The sequence below is a fragment of the Rhizobium sp. PDO1-076 genome, assembly GCF_000247475.1.
GTDB lineage: Bacteria > Pseudomonadota > Alphaproteobacteria > Rhizobiales > Rhizobiaceae > Allorhizobium.
On record NZ_AHZC01000380.1, the window covers coordinates 1 to 13,823 of the forward strand.

Genomic DNA, 13,823 nt, shown 5'->3' on the forward strand with positions numbered 1-13,823 from the left:
ATCTGATCCCGGATCTGACCAACTTCTACGCGCAGCATCGCTCGATCGAACCCTGGCTGAAGACGGTTTCGCCGCCGCCGGCCAAGGAATGGAAGCAGAGCCATGAGGATCGACTGAAGCTCGATGGCCTCTATGAGTGCATCCTGTGCGCGTGCTGCTCGACATCCTGTCCGAGCTACTGGTGGAATGGCGACCGTTATCTCGGTCCGGCCGTTCTGTTGCAGGCCTATCGCTGGCTGATCGACAGCCGCGACGAGGCGACCGGCGAACGCCTCGACAATCTTGAGGATCCGTTCCGTCTCTATCGCTGCCACACGATCATGAACTGCGCGCAGGCTTGCCCGAAGGGCTGAACCCTGCCAAGGCGATTGCCGAGATCAAGAAGATGATGGTCGAGCGCCGCGTCTAAGCGGTTGCATGGACGGTGAGGCAAATCAACACGGCCGCCCGGTTTCGACTTGGGCGGCCTTATTTTGTCCGCATATCAACGGCCTATCGTCTAATTGCCATATGGAACTTGATTAACCATATGCGCGTAACATATTTCTAACCTAGATATACGGCAGATTGCGGCCGACGTCGCTTGAGCGGGAGTGTGATGATGAAATTGAACCACGCGGTTACGGGAGTGGCCCTTGTATTGGCGCTCGCAGGTTGTCAGCGGACTTCCTACAACAGCATGAACGCTGCCAATACCGCTCTGCCGCCGCTGCAGGCTTCACCCGTTCCTTCGGTTCAATCCGGCCAATTGCCGCCTCCAGGTGCTGCCGATCCGTCGCAGTTTCCCTCCGCCCCGGCCAACACGGCTGCCGTGACGCCCGGTGTCGGTGCGGGCGCGCCTCCGGCCACGGCGCTGGATGTGACGAAGGAGTCGATGGTCGGCAATTGGCGCGTCCAGAATGGCGGCGCCAGCTGTGACATGTTCCTGACCCTGACCAATCTGGGCAGCGGCTCGCGTGGTGGTACCCGCGGTTGCGCTGGCGAACTGACCGCCATGGGCTCGTGGGAGGTCTCCGGCCGGCAGGTTCAGCTCAAGGACCGCAACGGCAACACGATCGGCAGTCTCTACAAGACCGCCGATGCGCGCTTCGATGGTACGACCAATTCCGGTCAGCCCATCAGCCTCAGCCGCTAATCCTCTCTTATCCCTGCGGCAGCCCGGATGAGGCTGTCGCCCAGGCAGAGCCTTGTTCATGCAGCCTATTCCTGATTATGCGCTCAGCGTCGTAGAACAGCTGCGGGCGATGACCGAAGCTGGCACGTTGAAGGCCGACGCGGCGCAGATGGGCGTCGCAAGCAGGCTCGATCGAATTCTCACGGAACTTAAAAGTCGCCGTCCGGCCGCCAAGAAAAGCGCCCTGGGCTGGATCTTTGCACAAAAGCGCAAGCCCGAGCAGCCGATCAGGGGGCTGTACGTGCACGGCAGTGTTGGTCGCGGCAAGACCATGCTGATGGATCTGTTTTTCAATCTGGCTCCGGTCGAGAAGAAGCGGCGGGCGCATTTTCATGAATTCATGGCTGATGTGCATGGACGTATCCATGCCCACCGGCAAAAGCTGAAAGCCGGCGAGACGAAGCAGGCCGACCCTGTTCCGCCAGTCGCCGCAGCACTGCGCGAAGAGGCCGAGCTTCTGTGCTTTGATGAATTCACGGTGACCGATATCGCCGATGCGATGATCCTGGCGCGTCTGTTCACCGAACTGTTCGCGCGCGGTTGCACGCTGGTCGCGACCTCCAATGTCGAGCCGACCAATCTCTACCGGGACGGTCTCAACCGTGGGCTCTTTCTGCCGTTTGTCGATCTTCTGAAGCGCTATGTGGAGGTGGCAACGCTCGATTCTCCGACGGATTACCGGATGGAGAAGATGGAGAGCCTGCCGGTCTATGTGGCGCCAATCTCGCCTGAGGCACACCGTCAACTCGACCTCGCCTGGCGTCATGTGACGGACGGGGCGCCGGAAGCTACCGTGTCGATCGAGATGAAGGGCAGGCAGGTCGATATCCCGCGCGCCGTCGGCCGGGTGGCCCGTTTCACCTTCGACGACCTGTGCAGCCGGCCGCTCGGCGCATCGGACTATCTCGCCATTGCGCAGCGGTTCGACGTGGTCTTCGTCGAAGACGTGCCGTATCTCGGGCCGGAAAAACGCAATGAGACGAAACGGTTCATTATTCTTATCGACGCGCTTTATGATGCAAGCGTCCGGCTGTTTGTCTCCGCTGCGGCCATGCCGGAGGTTTTGCTTACCGAGAAGAAAGGCACGGAAGGCTTCGAGTTTGATCGTACCATTTCCCGCCTATTTGAGATGCGCAGTGCGGACTATCTTGAGCTTCATCAGATAAATCGTCACGTTGCTGACATCTGATTGTCGCAATTTCTTACGTTTACGTAAGAAATTGATGATCTAACCGATTGAAATTTATACACCGAAAATTATCGTTTGCGATTCTATGTGGTTGGGGCTATTCGGTCTGTCCACAAGGATGGACTAACACTCGTCTCGACCTTGGTTATGGATCTAAAAGGAAGCTCTTCAATGGCGCGCAATAAGATCGCTCTTATCGGTTCTGGAATGATTGGTGGAACGCTGGCGCATCTCGCCGGTCTGAAGGAACTGGGCGACATCGTCCTGTTCGACATTGCTGACGGCATCCCGCAGGGCAAGGGTCTCGACATTGCCCAGTCTTCGCCGGTCGAAGGCTTCAATGCGAAGATGACTGGCGCAAGCGACTATTCCGCCATCGAAGGCGCAGACGTCTGCATCGTCACCGCCGGAGTTGCCCGCAAGCCGGGCATGAGCCGCGACGACCTGCTCGGTATCAACCTCAAGGTCATGGAACAGGTCGGCGCCGGCATCAAGAAGTATGCCCCGAACGCATTCGTGATCTGCATCACCAACCCGCTCGACGCCATGGTCTGGGCGCTGCAGAAGTTCTCCGGCCTGCCGAAGAACATGGTTGTCGGCATGGCTGGCGTGCTCGACTCGTCGCGTTTCCGCCTGTTCCTCTCCGAAGAATTCAACGTTTCCGTCCAGGACGTCACGGCGTTCGTTCTCGGCGGCCACGGCGATACGATGGTACCGCTCGCCCGCTACTCGACCGTTGGCGGCATTCCGCTGACCGATCTGGTCAAGATGGGCTGGGTCACGAAGGAACGTCTGGAAGAAATCATCCAGCGTACCCGTGATGGCGGCGCCGAAATCGTCGGCCTGCTGAAGACCGGCTCTGCCTATTACGCCCCGGCAGCGTCCGCGATCGAAATGGCTGAGTCCTTCCTCAAGGACAAGAAGCGCGTTCTACCTGCTGCCGCCTACCTTTCCGGCCAGTATGGCGTGAAGGACATGTATGTCGGCGTTCCGACGATCATCGGTGCCGGCGGCATCGAGCGCATCATCGAAGTCGAATTCACCAAGGACGAAGAAGCCGCCTTCCAGAAGTCGGTCAGCGCGGTTGCCGGGCTTTGTGAAGCCTGCATCAACATCGTGCCGACTCTCAAGTAATTGCCATTCCGCCCAAGACAGGGACACGACAATGAACATTCATGAATACCAGGCCAAGGCTCTTCTGAAGAGCTTTGGTGCACCGGTCGCCGAAGGTGTGGCGATCTTTTCTGCCGAAGAAGCCGAAGCCGCCGCAAAGCAGCTCCCTGGCCCGCTCTACGTGGTCAAGAGCCAGATCCATGCTGGCGGACGCGGCAAGGGCAAGTTCAAGGAGCTCGGTCCGGATGCCAAGGGCGGTGTTCGCCTGGCGTTCTCGATCGACGAAGCCAAGAGCCATGCCAAGGAAATGTTCGGCAACACGCTGGTGACTGCCCAGACCGGCGACGCCGGCAAGCAGGTCAACCGCCTGTATATCGAAGATGGTGCCGACATCGCTCGCGAACTCTATTGCTCGCTGTTGGTCGACCGTTCGGTTGGTCAGGTTGCTTTCGTGGTTTCGACCGAAGGCGGCATGGACATCGAGGCTGTCGCGCATGATACGCCGGAAAAGATCCACACGATCGCGATCAATCCGGAAACCGGCGTGACGGATGCCGACATTGCCGCCATCTCGAAGGCGCTTGAGCTTTCGGGTGCTGCTGCCGAAGACGCCAAGTCGCTGTTTCCGATCCTCTACAAGGCCTTCGTCGAGAAGGACATGGCGCTGCTCGAAGTCAACCCGCTGATCGTCATGAAGAATGACCATCTGCGCGTGCTCGATGCCAAGATGTCGTTCGACGGCAACGCCCTGTTCCGCCACGATGACGTCAAGGCGTTGCGCGACGAGACCGAAGAAGACGCCAAGGAAATCGAAGCCTCCAAGTGGGACCTCGCTTACGTGGCGCTCGACGGCAATATCGGCTGCATGGTCAACGGTGCCGGTCTCGCCATGGCGACGATGGACATCATCAAGTTGTACGGTAAGGAGCCGGCCAACTTCTGCGACGTCGGCGGTGGTGCCGGCAAGGAGAAGGTGGCTGCAGCCTTCAAGATCATCACGGCTGACCCGAAGGTCGAGGGCATCCTCGTCAACATCTTCGGCGGCATCATGAAGTGCGACGTCATCGCCGAAGGCGTTGTCGCAGCGGTTCAGGAAGTCGGCCTCAAGGTTCCGCTCGTCGTTCGCCTCGAGGGCACCAATGTCGATCTTGGCAAGAAGATCCTCAACGAATCCGGTCTTGCGATCACCGCTGCTGACGACTTGGACGATGCTGCCAAGAAGATCGTCGCTGCGATCAAAGCCTAATCTGAGGAACCTGATACATGTCTATTCTCGTTAATAAAGACACCAAGATCCTCGTTCAGGGCCTGACCGGCAAGACCGGTTCGTTCCACACTGAACAGGCGCTCGCTTATTATGGCACCAAGATGGTCGGTGGTATCCACCCGAAGAAGGGTGGCGAAACCTGGACCGGTTCGAAGGGCGAAAGCCTGCCGATCTTCGCGACCGTTGCCGAAGCCAAGGAACGGACCGGCGCCGACGCCTCGGTCATCTACGTTCCACCGGCAGGGGCTGCCGACGCGATCATCGAGGCGATCGACGCCGAGATCCCGTTCATCACCTGCATCACCGAAGGCATCCCGGTCATGGACATGGTTCGCGTCAAGGCTCGCCTCGACCGATCCAAGTCGCGCCTGCTCGGCCCGAACTGCCCAGGCGTTCTGACGCCGGAAGAATGCAAGATCGGCATCATGCCGGGCTCGATCTTCCGCAAGGGTTCGGTCGGTATCGTTTCGCGCTCCGGCACGCTGACCTACGAAGCTGTTTTCCAGACATCCAACGAAGGCCTCGGCCAGACGACGGCTGTCGGCATCGGCGGCGACCCGGTCAAGGGCACCGAGTTCATCGACATGCTGGAAATGTTCCTCGCCGACGAAGCCACCCAGTCGATCATCATGATCGGCGAAATCGGCGGCTCGGCTGAAGAAGATGCGGCGCAGTTCCTCATCGACGAAGCCAAGAAGGGCCGCAAGAAGCCGATGGCAGGCTTCATCGCCGGTCGTACGGCGCCGAAGGGCCGCACGATGGGTCATGCGGGTGCTGTCGTTTCCGGCGGCAAGGGCGACGCAGAATCGAAGATCGAAGCCATGGAAGCGGCCGGCATCAAGGTTTCGCCTTCCCCGGCACGCCTCGGCAAGACGCTGGTCGAAGTCCTCAAGGGCTGACCCTATATAAAGCAAGTGCCAGGCAAGGGGATCGGTTCATCATCTCGTTGCCTGGTTTCGGCATTTAAATTGAAGGCCCCGCTCGGACGCGGGACAGCGGCAGACCGGATCCGGTCATCATCTCAATTCGGGAGGCGAGCCAGGGCGCTCGCGAAACACCATGAGTAGGCAAGAAGCCAACGAGCAGTTCCTGATCACGTCCTTCCTCGACGGATCGAACGCAGCCTATATCGAACAGCTTTACGCGCGCTATCAGGAAGATCCTTCGTCGCTATCGGGCGAATGGCAGTCTTTCTTCAAGGCGCTTGCAGACAACCCGGCCGATGTGAAAAAAGCCGCATCCGGCGCGTCGTGGCAGCGGAAAAACTGGCCGATCGTGGCCAATGGCGAGCTTGTCTCGGCGCTCGACGGCAATTGGGGCACGATCGAGAAGGTCGTCGAGACCAAGGTGAAGGCCAAGGCCGAAGCCGCCGGCCAGCCGATCTCGGAAACACAGGTTCTCCAGGCGACCCGCGACAGCGTGCGCGCCATCATGATGATCCGCGCCTATCGCATGCGCGGTCACCTGCATGCCAATCTCGATCCGCTCGGGCTTGCCGCACCGGTTGACGACTATAATGAGCTGTCGCCAGCTGCCTACGGCTTCACCGAGGCCGATTACAGCCGCAAGATCTTCATCGACAACGTGCTGGGTCTCGAATACGCGACCATTCCGCAGATGCTCGATATCCTAAAGCGCACCTATTGTTCGACGCTCGGCGTCGAATTCATGCATATCTCCGATCCGGAAGAAAAGGCGTGGATCCAGGAACGCATCGAAGGTCCGGGCAAGGGTGTGGAATTCACCCCGATCGGCAAGAAGGCGATCCTGCAGAAGCTGATCGAGGCGGAAGGCTTCGAGCAGTTCATCGACGTCAAGTACAAGGGCACCAAGCGCTTCGGTCTCGATGGCGGTGAATCGCTGATCCCGGCGCTGGAGCAGATCATCAAGCGTGGCGGCCAGGAAGGTCTTGAGGAAGTCGTGCTCGGCATGGCCCATCGTGGCCGCCTGAACGTTCTGACCAACGTCATGGCAAAGCCGCATCGCGCCGTGTTCCACGAGTTCAAGGGCGGTTCGTTCAAGCCGGATGAAGTCGAAGGTTCCGGCGACGTGAAGTATCACCTCGGGGCCTCGTCCGACCGTGAGTTCGACGGCAACAAGGTTCACCTGTCGCTGACGGCCAACCCGTCGCATCTGGAAATCGTCAACCCTGTGGTCATGGGCAAGGCCCGCGCCAAGCAGGACCAGCTCGCCAAGACCTGGGACGGGGACGTCATTCCGCTCAAGGAACGCTCGAAGGTCCTGCCGCTGCTGTTGCATGGTGATGCGGCTTTCGCCGGCCAGGGCGTGGTTGCCGAAATCCTCGGCCTGTCCGGCCTGCGCGGTCACCGCGTTGCCGGCACGATGCATGTCATCATCAACAACCAGATCGGCTTCACCACCAACCCGGCCTTCTCGCGTTCGTCGCCTTATCCGTCGGACGTCGCGAAGATGATCGAGGCGCCGATCTTCCACGTCAACGGCGACGATCCTGAGGCAGTCACCTATGCTGCCAAGATCGCCACCGAATACCGGATGAAGTTCCACAAGCCTGTCGTCATCGACATGTTCTGCTATCGCCGCTTCGGCCATAACGAAGGCGACGAGCCTGCGTTCACGCAGCCGAAGATGTACAAGGTCATTCGCGGTCACAAGACGGTCGCGCAGATCTATGCCGAGCGCCTGATCGCCGAAGGCCTGATGACCGATGGCGAATTCGAGAAGATGAAGGCCGACTGGCGCGCCAATCTCGAGACGGAGTTCGAGGCAGGGCAGAGCTACAAGCCGAACAAGGCCGACTGGCTGGACGGCCAGTGGTCGGGTCTGCGCTCGGCTGACAATGCCGACGAACAGCGTCGAGGCAAGACTGCGGTACCGATGAAATCGCTCAAGGATATCGGCCGCAAGCTGTCGGCCATTCCGGAAGGCTTTAAGGCGCATCGCACGATCCAGCGCTTCATGGACAACCGTTCGCAGATGATCGAGACGGGCGAAGGTATCGACTGGGCGATGGCCGAGGCGCTTGCCTTCGGGTCACTGGTCGTCGATGGCCACAAGATCCGCCTGTCCGGCCAGGATTGCGAACGCGGCACGTTCAGCCAGCGCCACTCGGTTCTCTACGATCAGGAAACCGAAGATCGCTACATTCCGCTGGCCAACCTTGCGCCGAACCAGGCCAAGTATGAAGTGATCAACTCGATGCTGTCCGAAGAGGCCGTACTCGGCTTCGAATACGGCTATTCGCTGGCCCGTCCGAATGCGCTGACGCTCTGGGAAGCCCAGTTCGGCGACTTCGCCAATGGTGCACAGGTCGTGTTCGACCAGTTCATCTCGTCTGGCGAACGCAAGTGGCTGCGTATGTCCGGTCTCGTCTGCCTTCTGCCGCATGGCTACGAAGGTCAGGGTCCGGAACATTCGTCGGCCCGCCTCGAACGCTGGCTGCAGATGTGCGCCGAAGACAATATGCAGGTTGCCTATTGCACGACGCCGGCCAACTACTTCCATATCCTGCGCCGTCAGATGAAGCGTGACTTCCGCAAGCCGCTGATCCTGATGACTCCGAAGTCACTGCTGCGCCACAAGCGGGCTACATCAAGCCTTGCCGAAATGGCGGGTGAATCGTCCTTCCACCGCCTGCTGTGGGATGACGCCGAAGTGATCAAGGACGGCCCGATCAAGCTGCAGAAGGATGCCAAGATCCGTCGCGTCGTGATGTGCTCGGGCAAGGTCTACTACGACCTGCTCGAAGAGCGCGAAAAGCGCGGTATCGATGACATCTACCTGCTGCGTATCGAACAGCTCTATCCGTTCCCGGCCAAGGCCCTGATCAACGAGCTGTCGCGCTTCCGCAATGCCGAGATGGTCTGGTGCCAGGAAGAGCCGAAGAACATGGGCGCTTGGTCGTTCATTGATCCTTACCTCGAATGGGTTCTCGCCCATATCGACGCCAAGTATCAGCGCGTTCGCTACACCGGTCGCCCGGCTGCAGCCTCGCCGGCAACAGGCCTGATGTCGAAGCATCTCGCCCAGCTCGAAGCCTTCCTGGAGGACGCACTGGGCGGTTGATCCGCCCAGTCACCCTCTCCATCGACCGAAACGTTCTCTGATTAACGGAATTGAGATCATGGCCACTGAAATCCGCGTACCCACCCTTGGTGAATCTGTCAGCGAAGCCACCATCGGCACCTGGTTCAAGAAGGTCGGCGATGTCGTCAAGGCTGACGAACCGCTCGTCGAACTGGAAACCGACAAGGTCACGGTCGAAGTGCCGTCGCCGGTTTCGGGCGTCCTGACCGAAATCGTCGCCCAAAATGGCGAAACCGTCGGCCTCGGCGCTTTGCTCGGCCAGATCAGCGAAGGCGCTGCCGGCAGCGTATCTGCTGCACCGGCCCCGGCCCCGGCTGCGGCACCTGCTGCCGCGGCACAGGCTCCGGCCGCCGCCGCAATGCCAGCTGCGCCAGCAGCGGCCAAGGTTGCCGCCGACAACAATATCTCGACGGCTGATGTCGATGGATCTGGCAAGCGTGGCCAGGTGCTGAAAGGCGACGTGCTGGCTGCCATCGCCAAGGGATCTTCCGCCCCGGCAGCGGTTGCCGCACCGGCTGCTCCTCGTCCCGCATCGGGCGCCAACGACGTCGTGCGCGAAGAGCGCGTGAAGATGACGCGCCTGCGCCAGACGATCGCCAAGCGCCTGAAGGATGCCCAGAACACGGCAGCCATGCTGACCACCTATAACGAGGTGGACATGTCGGCCGTGATGAGCCTGCGCACCAAATACAAGGACATCTTCGAGAAGAAGCATGGCGTGAAGCTCGGCTTCATGGGCTTCTTCACCAAGGCGATCACGCATGCGCTGAAGGAACTGCCGGCCGTTAACGCCGAGATCGACGGTACCGACATCATCTACAAGAACTACTGCCATGTCGGCATGGCCGTCGGCACCGACAAGGGCCTGGTCGTTCCGGTGATCCGCGATGCCGACCAGATGACGGTCGCCGAAATCGAGAAGGAACTGGGACGCCTTGCCAAGGCTGCCCGTGACGGCTCACTGTCGATGGCCGACATGCAGGGCGGTACCTTCACGATCACCAATGGCGGTGTCTATGGTTCGCTGATGTCTTCGCCGATCCTGAACGCGCCGCAGTCGGGCATTCTCGGCATGCACAAGATCCAGGATCGCCCGGTTGCCATCGGCGGTCAGGTCGTCATCCGTCCGATGATGTATCTGGCTTTGTCCTATGACCATCGCATCGTCGACGGCAAGGAAGCCGTGACCTTCCTGGTTCGCGTCAAGGAAAGCCTGGAAGATCCGGAACGTCTGGTTCTCGATCTCTAAGGAGCAGCCGTGATGGATCCGCTTGCCGTGTCGGCGTCTCCGCTCCTGCCGTTGATTGGCGGGAGCGTGGTCCTCCTGGTTGTGCATGTGCTCATGCAGTCCATGATTGCCACGACGGAACTTGGCTCGGCCTGGAACGCGGGTCCACGCGACGAAGAGAAAAGGCCGGCGGGCAAATTCGCCGGCCGGGCGGAACGGGCTTCTGCCAATTTTCGCGAGACCTATCCCGGCTTTCTGGCTCTTGCGTTCGGCCTGCTGCTTGCCGGCAAGGCTGCGGGAATCGGGCTTGCCGGCGCTGTCATCTGGATGGTCTGCCGGATTGTCTATATCCCGCTTTATCTGGGCGGTATTCCCTATGTGCGTTCTCTGGTCTGGTTGGGTTCAATGGCGGGCATGGGACTTATGTTCTTCGCCCTGATGTTCTAGGACGATAGGCGATGTTCGGCTCACGCGCGCTTTCCGGCTCAGCCATCCTGACCCTTCTGGCTCAGCCACTGATGGCGGCCGACTGCCCGATCGAACGGGCGATCTATGCGGAAGTTGAAACCAAGTCCGAACTGCACTTCCGGGCGGCAAGTGGTGACAATACACCTGTCAGCCATGGTTTTTCCCTGATCGCCAAGAGCGCGGCCAATCCTCTGGATGGCCATGTGATCTACGATCCAGACATCGAGCGGCCTGTCGCCATGATCATGAACAATTGCCCTGAAGGCGACGTGACGGGCGCTGATCTTGCGGCCTGCACCGTCTGGAAAGGCATCATCTACAGCGCCGACAAGACCACTGGCCACATCGACTTGTTGCCGCCGGAAGGAAGTGGCGCGCCCGATAGCCTGCTGCTTCCGGGTTTCGGTCCCGCCTATGCGCAGTCCTCGTTCGGCAAGTCGCTGGAAACGGCACCCTGGGATGTGTTCGAATTCAAGGGCTGCGCCTCATGAGTGACCGTCCCGTTCTTCTTGTTACCGGCGGCAGCCGCGGCATCGGCGCTGCCGTGGTCCTCAAGGCGGCAGGAGCCGGCTGGGACGTGCTGATCAACTACGTTTCGAACCGGGCCGCGGCGGAAAAGCTGAGCGCCGAGGTGCGTCTGCTGGGCGTGCGCGCCGAAATCGTGCAGGGTGACACCGGCACGGAAGAGGGCATCGCCGCCATTTTTGCCGCCGTCGACCAGCAATTCGGCAGGCTCGATGGTCTGGTCAACAATGCCGGCGTGGTCGATCAGACGGCGCGGGTGGAAGATTATAGCCGCGAGCGGCTGGACCGGATGTTTGCCATCAATGTGATCGGCAATATCCGCTGTGCGTCCGAGGCGGTCAGGCGCATGTCGACGGCCCATGGCGGTCGCGGCGGGTCGATCGTCAACATTTCGTCCATGGCGGCTGTTCTTGGCAGTCCGGGCCAGTATGTCGATTATGCCGCCTCGAAAGGCGCCGTCGATACGTTCACGATCGGTCTTGCGCGCGAAGTCGCCAGCGAGGGCATCCGGGTGAACGCCATCCGGCCCGGCGTGATCGATACCGATATCCATGCCTCCGGTGGTTTGCCGGATCGTGCGGCGGCCATGGCCCCGAGCATACCGATGCAGCGGCCCGGCACGTCCGAGGAAATTGCCGACGCCGTTCTCTACCTCATCTCAAGCCAGGCATCGTATGTGACTGGCGCCATCTTGAATGTCAGCGGCGGACGTTAGTCGCCGAAAACGAAGGAAGCATCCCATGTCTTACGATGTTGTCATTATCGGCTCCGGCCCTGGCGGTTATGTCTGCGCGGTCAAGGCTGCGCAGCTCGGTCTGAAGGTCGCGGTCGTTGAAAAGCGCGCCACCTATGGCGGTACCTGCCTGAATGTCGGCTGCATTCCGTCCAAGGCGCTGCTGCACGCCTCGGAAGTCTTCCACCATGCCGGCCATGGCATGGCCGACCTCGGTGTCGAAGTCAGCGCGCCGACACTCAACCTCGGCAAGATGATGGCGCACAAGGATGCGACCGTGAAATCGAATGTCGATGGCGTTTCCTTCCTGTTCAAGAAGAACAAGATCGACGGCTTTATCGGCACAGGCAAGATCGTCTCCGCCGGCAAGGTGTCGGTCACAGCCGAAGACGGCAAGGTGCAGGAAATCGAGGCGAAGAACATCGTCATCGCCACCGGCTCCGACGTTGCCGGCATTCCCGGCGTTCCGGTTGAAATCGACGAGAAAGTCATCATTTCCTCGACCGGCGGCATCGCGCTGGACAAGGTGCCGGCCCACATGATCGTGGTCGGCGGCGGCGTGATCGGCCTCGAGCTCGGCTCCGTCTGGATGCGCCTCGGTGCCAAGGTCACGGTCGTCGAATATCTCGACAAGCTGCTCGGCGGCATGGACGGCGACGTGTCCAAGCAGTTCCAGCGCATGATGGCCAAGCAGGGCATGGACATCCGCACCGACGCCAAGGTCACCGGCGTGGAAAAGACAGCTTCCGGCGCCAAGGTCACCTATGAACCGGTCAAGGGCGGCGACGCGCAGTCGCTTGAAGCCGACGTGGTGCTGATCGCGACCGGCCGCAAGCCGTACACGGCCGGCCTTGGTCTCGAAGAGGTTGGCGTGGTGCTGGACAATCGTGGCCGCGTCGAGATCGATGGTCACTTCAAGACAAATGTCGCCGGGATCTTTGCGATCGGCGACGTGGTCAAGGGTCCGATGCTGGCGCACAAGGCTGAAGACGAGGGTGTGGCGCTTGCCGAAATCCTCGCCGGCCAGCACGGCCATGTGAATTACGACGTCATTCCGGGCGTCGTCTATACCCAGCCGGAAGTCGCTTCCGTCGGCAAGACCGAGGAAGAGCTGAAGGCTGCGGGCATTGCCTACAAGGTCGGCAAGTTCCCGTTCACGGCAAACGGTCGCGCCCGTGCGATGGTCGCAACGGACGGCTTCGTCAAGATCCTTGCCGACAAGGATACCGATCGCGTGCTCGGTGGCCATATCATCGGCTTCGGCGCCGGCGAGATGATCCACGAAATTGCCGTGCTGATGGAATTCGGTGGCTCTTCGGAAGATCTAGGCCGTACCTGCCATGCGCATCCGACGATGTCGGAAGCGGTCAAGGAAGCTGCACTCGCGACCTTCTTCAAGCCGATCCACATGTAATCGGCCGCTCCTCTAAAGAGGAGTAAAACTGGAAATTATTATATTTCCGTAATCTTCAAAGCCGCGGCTTGTGCTTCAAGTCGCGGCTTTTATCATCTGGAGGCAATATTCCGCAAATGCTTGATAAAGGGCAAGAATATGACCTCCGCAGTCTCGGTTTACTCCATTCCGCAACGCGTGCTTCACTGGCTGATGGCCGCGTTGATCATTTTCAACTTGCTGGTCGCGGAAGCGATGGAAGAGACGGTGGAGGCGCTCGAGGATGGCCTTGTTCCATCCGCTGATGATCTCGCCGGCGCCAATCTGCACGCCTATGTCGGCATTGCGGTACTCTGTCTCGCCGTGATCCGGCTGGTACTGCGGGTCGTGCAGGGTGCACCGGATGCGCCGGCCAATGAGCCGCCGATGTTCAAGCTGGCCGCCAAGGTTGCGCATTGGAGCTTCTACGGTCTGTTCATCGCGATCCCGTTCAGCGGCATCGGCAAATATTATTTCGGCAATGATACCGCTGGCTTCCTGCATGGCGGCCCGCTCAAGTCGCTGATGTGGCTATTGATCGCAGTGCATATCCTGGCGGTGCTGGTACACCAGTTCTACTGGAAGACGTCGCTCGCCCAACGCATGACCAAGGGATGATGGGCAGCACG

The 13,823-nt window shown here is 60.2% G+C and carries 12 protein-coding genes and 1 pseudogene; all 13 read left to right on the plus strand.

Annotation, left to right across the window (positions count from 1 at the left end):
• A pseudogene (locus PDO_RS17620) lies at positions 1 to 409 on the plus strand (succinate dehydrogenase iron-sulfur subunit); the annotation flags it as partial.
• Between the two features lie 192 nt (positions 410 to 601).
• Positions 602 to 1,135 (plus strand): protease inhibitor Inh/omp19 family protein, encoded by a 534-nt coding sequence (locus PDO_RS17625; RefSeq protein WP_007605153.1) that lies wholly within the window; start codon positions 602 to 604, stop codon positions 1,133 to 1,135.
• Positions 1,136 to 1,193: 58 nt separating this feature from the next.
• Entirely contained in the window at positions 1,194 to 2,363 is a 1,170-nt protein-coding gene (gene zapE, locus PDO_RS17630) for a cell division protein ZapE (protein ID WP_007605156.1), read from the plus strand.
• A 171-nt stretch (positions 2,364 to 2,534) separates the two neighbouring features.
• Positions 2,535 to 3,497 (plus strand): malate dehydrogenase, encoded by a 963-nt coding sequence (gene mdh / locus PDO_RS17635; RefSeq protein ID WP_007605158.1) that lies wholly within the window; start codon positions 2,535 to 2,537, stop codon positions 3,495 to 3,497.
• Between the two features lie 31 nt (positions 3,498 to 3,528).
• Positions 3,529 to 4,722, plus strand: coding sequence for an ADP-forming succinate--CoA ligase subunit beta (gene sucC / locus PDO_RS17640; protein ID WP_007605160.1), 1,194 nt, complete (start codon positions 3,529 to 3,531; stop codon positions 4,720 to 4,722).
• A 17-nt stretch (positions 4,723 to 4,739) separates the two neighbouring features.
• A complete protein-coding gene (gene sucD / locus PDO_RS17645; protein WP_007605162.1) occupies positions 4,740 to 5,642 on the plus strand; it encodes a succinate--CoA ligase subunit alpha in 903 nt (300 codons plus the stop codon).
• 160 nt (positions 5,643 to 5,802) lie between these two features.
• Entirely contained in the window at positions 5,803 to 8,787 is a 2,985-nt protein-coding gene (locus PDO_RS17650) for a 2-oxoglutarate dehydrogenase E1 component (protein ID WP_007605164.1), read from the plus strand.
• A 58-nt stretch (positions 8,788 to 8,845) separates the two neighbouring features.
• Positions 8,846 to 10,057 carry a 2-oxoglutarate dehydrogenase complex dihydrolipoyllysine-residue succinyltransferase gene (gene odhB / locus PDO_RS17655; protein ID WP_007605165.1) on the plus strand — a complete coding sequence of 404 codons (1,212 nt, stop codon included), beginning with the start codon at positions 8,846 to 8,848 and terminating at the stop codon, positions 10,055 to 10,057.
• 12 nt (positions 10,058 to 10,069) lie between these two features.
• Positions 10,070 to 10,483 carry an MAPEG family protein gene (locus PDO_RS17660; RefSeq protein WP_007605166.1) on the plus strand — a complete coding sequence of 138 codons (414 nt, stop codon included), beginning with the start codon at positions 10,070 to 10,072 and terminating at the stop codon, positions 10,481 to 10,483.
• Positions 10,484 to 10,494: 11 nt separating this feature from the next.
• Positions 10,495 to 10,995, plus strand: coding sequence for a hypothetical protein (locus PDO_RS17665; protein ID WP_007605167.1), 501 nt, complete (start codon positions 10,495 to 10,497; stop codon positions 10,993 to 10,995).
• A complete protein-coding gene (locus PDO_RS17670) occupies positions 10,992 to 11,744 on the plus strand; it encodes an SDR family oxidoreductase (protein ID WP_007605168.1) in 753 nt (250 codons plus the stop codon). The genes PDO_RS17665 and PDO_RS17670 overlap by 4 nt, the downstream gene beginning before the upstream one ends.
• Before the next feature lie 25 nt (positions 11,745 to 11,769).
• Positions 11,770 to 13,176: a dihydrolipoyl dehydrogenase gene (gene lpdA / locus PDO_RS17675; RefSeq protein ID WP_007605169.1), complete on the plus strand. Its 1,407-nt coding sequence runs from the start codon at positions 11,770 to 11,772 to the stop codon at positions 13,174 to 13,176.
• Positions 13,177 to 13,314: 138 nt separating this feature from the next.
• The gene (locus PDO_RS17680) at positions 13,315 to 13,812 is read left to right on the plus strand and encodes a cytochrome b (protein WP_007605171.1); all 498 of its coding nucleotides are present in this window, start codon (positions 13,315 to 13,317) and stop codon (positions 13,810 to 13,812) included.
• The last annotated feature ends 11 nt before the right edge of the window (positions 13,813 to 13,823 follow it).

Bases quoted from the DNA above. Each gene is read 5' to 3' on its own strand.
- lpdA (WP_007605169.1), top strand. From the start codon at position 11,770: ATGTCTTACGATGTTGTCATTATCGGCTCCGGCCCTGGCGGTTATGTC.
- odhB (WP_007605165.1), top strand. From the start codon at position 8,846: ATGGCCACTGAAATCCGCGTACCCACCCTTGGTGAATCTGTCAGCGAA.
- zapE (WP_007605156.1), top strand. From the start codon at position 1,194: ATGCAGCCTATTCCTGATTATGCGCTCAGCGTCGTAGAACAGCTGCGG.
- PDO_RS17625 (WP_007605153.1), top strand. From the start codon at position 602: ATGAAATTGAACCACGCGGTTACGGGAGTGGCCCTTGTATTGGCGCTC.
- sucC (WP_007605160.1), top strand. From the start codon at position 3,529: ATGAACATTCATGAATACCAGGCCAAGGCTCTTCTGAAGAGCTTTGGT.
- PDO_RS17660 (WP_007605166.1), top strand. From the start codon at position 10,070: ATGGATCCGCTTGCCGTGTCGGCGTCTCCGCTCCTGCCGTTGATTGGC.
- PDO_RS17650 (WP_007605164.1), top strand. From the start codon at position 5,803: ATGAGTAGGCAAGAAGCCAACGAGCAGTTCCTGATCACGTCCTTCCTC.
- PDO_RS17665 (WP_007605167.1), top strand. From the start codon at position 10,495: ATGTTCGGCTCACGCGCGCTTTCCGGCTCAGCCATCCTGACCCTTCTG.
- PDO_RS17680 (WP_007605171.1), top strand. From the start codon at position 13,315: ATGACCTCCGCAGTCTCGGTTTACTCCATTCCGCAACGCGTGCTTCAC.
- PDO_RS17670 (WP_007605168.1), top strand. From the start codon at position 10,992: ATGAGTGACCGTCCCGTTCTTCTTGTTACCGGCGGCAGCCGCGGCATC.
- mdh (WP_007605158.1), top strand. From the start codon at position 2,535: ATGGCGCGCAATAAGATCGCTCTTATCGGTTCTGGAATGATTGGTGGA.
- sucD (WP_007605162.1), top strand. From the start codon at position 4,740: ATGTCTATTCTCGTTAATAAAGACACCAAGATCCTCGTTCAGGGCCTG.